We start from the raw sequence: 6657 nt of genomic DNA, 5'->3' as shown, positions 1-6657 counted from the left end.
GCCGGAGCCGGGAGCGGTTTCCGCGGAGACCGGCCGGGAGTCCAGGCGGGTGCCGCCCCCGGCGGTCTGGAACTCGGGTACCGGACCGGTCGCGCTGCTCTCGGCAGGCGTCCGCAGCACCGGCTGCGTGCGCCCGCTGGCGGGGTCGAGGGTCGCGGGGTCGAGCGGGCGCCCCTCGGCGACCGCCGACAGTGCGACGGTGAGCTGGCCCGCCGTCGGGCGTGCCTCGGGTTCGGGGCGCATCATCGCCATCAGCACCGGTCTCAGCGGCCCGGCCTGCCGGGGTGGCTCGAAGTCCGTGGCCGCGACCCGGCGCAGCACCGCCAGCGGTTCCTCGCCGTCCTCACCGAAGGCGGGCACGCCTTCGACCGCGGTGTAGAGCGTCGAGCCGAGCGAGAAGATGTCCGATTCGGGGCTGGGCTGGTGGCCCCGCGCGATCTCCGGCGCGAGGTAGGCGGGGGTGCCGGCGACGACCCCGGAGCGACTGATGGTCACGTCGCCCGGGGCCTGGGAGATGCCGAAGTCGGCGATCTTGATCGTGCCGTCGTCGCCGACCAGGATGTTGCCCGGTTTGACGTCGCGGTGCACGATCCCGGCCGCGTGCGCCGCGGCCAGCGCGGAGGCCGCCTGGATGCCCAGCCGGGCGACCGTGCGCGGCGACAGCGCGCCCTGCTCGGCCAGCACCGTGGCGAGGCTGCGGGACGGCACGTACTCCATCACCAGCATCGGCTGCCCGTTGTGCTCGGTGACGTCGTGCACGGTGACCACGTGCGGGTGCCGTAGCCGCGCGGCGATGCGGCCCTCGCGCAGCGCCCGCGCGCGGGTTTCCCGGTCCTGGGCGGGGTCCGGTGTGGACGGCCACAACTGCTTGACCGCCACCGGGCGCTGCAGGCGTTCGTCGTCGGCCAGCCACACCACGCCCATCGCCCCGGCGCCGAGGCGGTGCTGCAGCCGGTACCGGCCGGCGAGTACCGAGTCCGCTGCTTCCTCCGGGGCGGCCGGTGCCTGATCTGTCCGTGGCTGGGTCACCCGATCAGGTTATGTGTCCGCCGGTGGGCCCGCTCACTCGCCTTCCGGTTCCGGCGGGCGGACCGCGGCCGCTTCGGCGTTGAGCTGGATCGTTCGCAGTGTGGCGCGCAGCACATGCCGGGCGAGCGGCCGGACCAGTTGCCAGTACCGGAGGAACCGCCGCCGTGACGCGAGATCCGTGGTCACCGTGCGGCACTGGTAGCTCAGCAGCGTGGCGTCGTTGCCGTAGGACTGCACCGAGAAATTGGCCGCCATCTTGCCCCAGCCGGGCTCGGAAAACCCGGCGAACTCCTCGCGGGGCACGTCGCGCCAGACGATGGTGGGCCGCCAGAACTTCCCCACCGCGCCGAAGGCGATTTCCTGGCCTTCCCGCTCGCCGAGGAGCAGCCAGCCGGGCACGCCGATGCCCTCGGACAGGACGACCTCCGGCCGGTCCGGTGCGGCCCCGCCCGACAGGCGGGACGGCAGGTCCCGGACCCAGAAGGCGGCGGTGAGCAGGGGAGTGCGCACGGTGAGGAAGTCCACGTTCCGCGCCGCTTCGAAGGTGGTGGCCCGGTCCGCGTACACCACCGCGTGTTCGACGATCATCGCGTCGAAGGTGGGGACCGCGGATTCGATGAGCATGCGGTCGTCGGCTGTGCCCATGCCTCCACGGTCGGACGGCGCGGTCCGGGCGGGCAAGGGCCCGCGGTCCCCTCCGGCGGGGACCAGAGTCGTCCTACAGGTCGGCGATCGCCTTGCACGACGGGGTGCCGAGATCCTGGACGAAGCCGGCGATCTCGGCCTGGAGCCGGATCAGGTCGGTGGCGGCCTGGTCGACCCGGCTGTCGAAGAGCACGTGCCTGCCGTGCAGCCCGGCCAGTTCGGTGTTGAGGGCCGCGATCTGCCGCAGGTTCCGCACGAGGGCGGCACCCTCGGCGGGCGCGCCGGGAAGCGCGGCCAGCACGTTCACCGTGGCTTTCTGCACTCCGGCGGCCCACTCGCCGTCCATCGCCGCCTGATCGTCCGAATCGCCCGACTGCGCCACCGGCGACCGCCCTTTCCGCGCGAACGCGCCCTGACAGGCGTTTTGCGCCTGCGCGGCCCAAGCCTGGCCGCCGGTGGCCACCTGGCTGGGCGGCGAGGGCAGGCCGCCGGGCAGAGCCGGATTCCGGTGCGGGCCGGTGGCGCTCCCGCAGCCGCCGACGGTCACGGCGCACAGAGCCAGGGCCAGCGGGCGGCGCACCCTCATCGCACTCCCCGTTCCGTGGCGCGGCGGTGTGGTCGTGCCCGCGACCCTGCCGCGGGGGCGTCACCACGGCGTCAAGTGCCTCATCGGCGCCGGGGGGCCGACGGCGAAGACGGGGCCCCCTCGGGAGCAGCGGTCGGGACGTGCCGTCGCCGCGCCGGGGCGGTGGCCGCGACCAGTGCGATGCCGGCCACGCCCAGGGCGGCGGCCGTCCAGGCCGCGGTGGTGTAGCCCGGGCCGGTGGGAACGAAGTGCCCCGGCACGGTGTAGGCGGCGAGGACCAGGCCGCCGAGTGCGCTGCCGAGGGAAAAACCCACCGAGCGGACGACCTGGTTGACGCTCATCGCGGCGGCGGTCTCTTCGGCCGGGGTGACGGCGAGGATCGCCTGGGGCATGGCCGCGGAGAAGCCACCGACGCCGAAACCCAGCACCCCCATGGCCACGATCGGCCAGGCCACGCCGGAGGTCCTGGTAACGGCGAACAGGACGCAGGCGGCGACCACCACGACACCGCCCGCGGCGAGCAGTGCGAACGGGCCCACCCGCTGCCGCAGCCGCGGGACCACGCGCCCGGCGACGAAGCCCAGGACGGAGAACGGCACCAGCACCAGCCCGGCTTCGACCTCGGTGAGCCCGTACCCGTAACCGGACTGGGGCGGGGTCTGCACGTAGCGGGTGATCAGCGTGAACAGCAGGTACATGGCGATGCCGGACACCCCCATGACGAGGTTCGCGGCGGCCACCGCGGGGTGCCGCAACGCCGCCGGATCGACCAGCGGCCGGGGCACCCGCAGTTCCACCACGACCCAGCAGGCCAGCAGGGCGAGGCCCGCGGCCAGGACCAGCCCGGCCAGCAGCGGCCTGCCGGTCCACAGGCCGCTCTGGCTGGTGACCACCAGCACGGCCACCAGTCCGAGTGAAAGCAGGAGGGCACCGAACCAGTCCACGGTTTCCCCGGCCGGCGCGTCGGCGCTGTCGCGAGGCAGGGCGGCGATGGCCGTGACCAGCGCCGCGGCAGTGATCACCACGCCGAGCAGGTAAGCGGCCCGCACGCCGCCCACCTGCGCCAGCAACCCGGCGGCCGGGTAGCCCACGCCGATGCCCGCCGTGGAGGCCACCGACAGCATCGCGATCGTGCCCGGGGCACGGTCACCGAGATGCCGGCGGGCCGTGGCCATCATCAACGCGGTCAGCCCCAGCCCGGCGCCCTGCGCGGCCCGCCCGGCCAGCAGCACCGCGAACGGCGCGGGCACCACCGTCGCCACGCTGCCCGCCGTCACCGTGGCGAGCGTGGCCAGGACCACCTTCCGCCGCCGCCGGGCCGAACCCAGCCTGCCCAGCAGCGGGGTGGCCACCGCACCGGACAGCAGCGCGATCGTCAGAGTCCACTGCGCGGCCGTCAGCGACAACCCGTAGTCCTGGGCCACGGCGGTGATCAGTGGGGCGCCCAGGCTGCCGATGACGGCGACGACCAGCGCGATGAACACCAGGGCCGCCACCAGGCGGGTGCCGGGCCCGGCAGCCCGGCCGGATCCGGGCGCGGGGGAGGAGGTCACCGGTTGTTCTCCTCGGTCAGATGGTCGAACAGGCCGGCCTGGATGCGGGTGCGGATGCCGTGCGCCCACTCCGCGTCCACCTCGTCGACCTCCAGTGCGGCCGCGGTGTTGAGCAACATGCCGTAGGCCAGGAAGGTCTTGACCGCCACCGGGGGCAGCGCGCTGCGCTCGGCCGTGACCGCCCACATCCGGGCCATCTGCTCGCGCACGACCGTGCGGACCTCGGGGTCCCCGCAGGCGGCGAAGGCCTGCAACTGCACCAGAAGCCCGGTCCGGTCGGCCAGCGCGCGGTCGTAGAACAGGCCCATCGCGGCGAGGGGATCGTCCGTGCCCTGCTCCGCGGCCTGGTCCATACCCTCGACCAGCCGCCCGAACGCCTGCCGCACGACCTGCAGGAACAACGCCTTCTTCGAGCCGAACAACCGGAACACGTAGGTCTGCGTGATCCCCGCGCGCCGCGCCAGCGTTTCGGTCGACGTCCCGTGCAGCCCGGCTCGCGCGAACTCCTCCGCCGCCAGCTCCAGCAACTGTTCCCGCCGTTGCTGCCCCGACATCCGGGCGGCCCCGCTGATCTTCATGACGGCCAGGTTAGCAGGTAGTAGTTACCAGGTACTAACTAACAAGTGAGTGGCCAGGGCGAGTTGCCCGGGCCGCCCACTCGTTCGGCTGGCTAGCCCTGTACGGGGCTGCCGTCGGTGATGCCGCTGCGGAAGCGGCGCAGCCGGAGGCTGTTGGACACCACGAACACCGACGAGAACGCCATCGCGACGCCGGCGATCATCGGGTTGAGCAGGCCCAGCGCGGCGAGCGGAAGGGCGGCGACGTTGTAGGCGAAGGCCCAGAACAGGTTCCCCTTGATCGTCGCCAGCGTGCGCCGGGACAGCCGGATCGCGTCGGCCGCGGCCCGCAGATCGCCCCGCACCAGGGTCAGATCGCTGGCTTCGATCGCGACGTCGGTCCCGGTGCCCATGGCCAGGCCGAGGTCGGCCTGGGCGAGCGCGGCGGCGTCGTTCACGCCGTCACCGACCATCGCGACCCTGCGGCCCTCCCCTTGCAGCCGGGTGACCACGTCCACCTTGTCCTTGGGCAGGACTTCGGCGATGACCTCCTCGATACCCGCCTCCGCGGCGACCGCCCGCGCGGCGGCCTCGTTGTCCCCGGTGAGCAGGATCGGCGTCAGCCCCAGTGCCCGCAGTTCCCGTACCGCCTGCGCCGAGGTCGGCTTGAGCGTGTCGGCCACGACGAGCACCCCGCGCGCCCGCCCGTCCCAGGCCACGAGCACCGCGGTCCGGCCGAGGCGTTCGGCCTCGCTCTTCGCCGCGACGAGCGCTTCGCCGGGGTGGACGCTCCACTGTTCCAGCAGGGCGAGGCGGCCCACCAGCACGGCCTTGCCCTCGACGATGCCCTGCACCCCGAGTCCCTCGCTGTTGCGGAACCCGGCGACGGCGGGAAGTTCGCCGGTCCGGCCGGCCGCGGTGGCGATGGCCTTGGCGATCGGGTGCTCGGAGGCGCTTTCCAGCGCACCGGCCAGGCGCAGCACCTCGGCTTCGTCCTCGCCTTCGGCGGTGTGCACCGCGACCAGGCTCATCCTGCCGGTGGTGACAGTGCCGGTCTTGTCCAGGACAACGGTGTCGATGCCCCGGGTGGATTCGAGCACCTCCGGGCCCTTGATCAGGATGCCCAGCTGCGCCCCGCGGCCGGTCCCGACCAGCAGCGCGGTCGGTGTGGCGAGCCCGAGCGCACACGGGCAGGCGATGATCAGCACGGCCACGGCGGCGGTGAAGGCGGCGGCGGTGCCCGCGCCCGCGACGAGCCAGGCCGTCAGCGTGCCCAGGGCCAGCAGGATCACGATCGGGACGAACACTGCCGACACGCGGTCGGCCAGGCGCTGCACGGCGGCCTTCCCGTTCTGCGCGTCCTCGACCAGCCTGGCCATCTGCGCGAGCTGGGTGTCGGCGCCGACCCGGGTGGCCCGCACGACCAGGCGGCCCCCGGCGTTGACCGTCGCGCCCACCACGGTGTCGCCGGGGCGCACCTCGACCGGCACGGACTCGCCGGTGAGCATGCTCGCGTCGACCGCGGAACTGCCGTCGACCACGATCCCGTCGGTGGCGACCTTCTCCCCGGGACGCACGACGAACTCGTCGTCCACGCGCAGGGTCTCCACCGGTACGCGCACTTCACGGCCGTCCCGCAGGACCGCGACATCCTTGGCGCCCAGCTCCAGCAGAGCCCGCAGGGCGGCACCCGCCCGGCGCTTGGAGCGGGCTTCGAAATAGCGGCCCGCGAGGATCGCCGCGGTCACCCCGGTGGCGACCTCCAGGTAGATCGCCGAGCCGCTGCTGCCGCGCGCCGCGATCAGCTCGAACCCGTGGCGCATCCCGGGCATGCCCGCCATGCCGAAGAACAGCGCGTAGACCGACCAGCCGAACGCCGCACCCACGCCGAGCGAGATCAGCGTGTCCATGGTGGCGCTGCCGTGCCGCAGGTTGGTCCAGGCGGCCTTGTGGAACGGCCACGCACCCCACACCACGACCGGGGCGGCGAGGGTGAGGGAGAGCCACTGCCAGTTGGTGAACTGCCAGGCCGGGATCATCGCCAGTGCGATCACGGGCACGGCCAGCGCCACCGAGGTGATCAGCCGCTGCCGCAGCGGGCGCGTCGGATCCTCCGGCTCGGCGGGGGAGTTCTCCTGCCGGGGAGGTGCGGGCAGCTCGGCCGTGTAGCCCGCCGCCTCGACCCCCTTGACGAGTTCTTCGGGTGTGGTGCCGTCCGGGTAGCTGACCTTGGCCTTCTCGGTGGCGAAGTTGACGGTCGCGCTCACGCCGTCGACCTTGTTGAGCT

Annotated in this window: 6 protein-coding genes; all 6 read right to left on the bottom strand. The window is 73.5% G+C overall.

Going from position 1 to position 6657, the window contains the following annotated elements; genetic code table 11:
* Window positions 1-1029, bottom strand: a 1029-nt coding sequence (locus FNH05_RS28545) for a serine/threonine-protein kinase (protein WP_246127993.1), incomplete at its 3' end; no start/stop codon positions are given.
* Window positions 1030-1062: 33 nt separating this feature from the next.
* Window positions 1063-1674 carry a hypothetical protein gene (locus FNH05_RS28540; protein WP_144591941.1) on the bottom strand — a complete coding sequence of 204 codons (612 nt, stop codon included), beginning with the start codon at window positions 1672-1674 and terminating at the stop codon, window positions 1063-1065.
* 73 nt (window positions 1675-1747) lie between these two features.
* Window positions 1748-2260, bottom strand: coding sequence for a hypothetical protein (locus FNH05_RS28535; protein ID WP_144591940.1), 513 nt, complete (start codon window positions 2258-2260; stop codon window positions 1748-1750).
* Between the two features lie 80 nt (window positions 2261-2340).
* Window positions 2341-3813 carry an MFS transporter gene (locus FNH05_RS28530; RefSeq protein WP_246127992.1) on the bottom strand — a complete coding sequence of 491 codons (1473 nt, stop codon included), beginning with the start codon at window positions 3811-3813 and terminating at the stop codon, window positions 2341-2343.
* The gene (locus FNH05_RS28525) at window positions 3810-4391 is read right to left on the bottom strand and encodes a TetR/AcrR family transcriptional regulator (RefSeq protein WP_246127991.1); all 582 of its coding nucleotides are present in this window, start codon (window positions 4389-4391) and stop codon (window positions 3810-3812) included. Before FNH05_RS28525 ends, FNH05_RS28530 begins: the two co-directional genes overlap by 4 nt.
* Before the next feature lie 92 nt (window positions 4392-4483).
* Window positions 4484-6657, bottom strand: a 2174-nt coding sequence (locus tag FNH05_RS28520; RefSeq protein WP_144591939.1) for a heavy metal translocating P-type ATPase, incomplete at its 5' end; no start/stop codon positions are given.

Source organism: Amycolatopsis rhizosphaerae (assembly GCF_007713715.1).
In the GTDB taxonomy this organism is placed as follows: domain Bacteria; phylum Actinomycetota; class Actinomycetes; order Mycobacteriales; family Pseudonocardiaceae; genus Amycolatopsis_E; species Amycolatopsis_E rhizosphaerae.
This window is presented reverse-complemented; position numbering and strand designations above follow the sequence as displayed.

Excerpts from the sequence above, each read along its gene's own strand:
- FNH05_RS28540 (WP_144591941.1), bottom strand. The coding sequence starts at position 1,674 with ATGGGCACAGCCGACGACCGCATGCTCATCGAATCCGCGGTCCCCACC.
- FNH05_RS28535 (WP_144591940.1), bottom strand. The coding sequence starts at position 2,260 with ATGAGGGTGCGCCGCCCGCTGGCCCTGGCTCTGTGCGCCGTGACCGTC.
- FNH05_RS28525 (WP_246127991.1), bottom strand. The coding sequence starts at position 4,391 with ATGAAGATCAGCGGGGCCGCCCGGATGTCGGGGCAGCAACGGCGGGAA.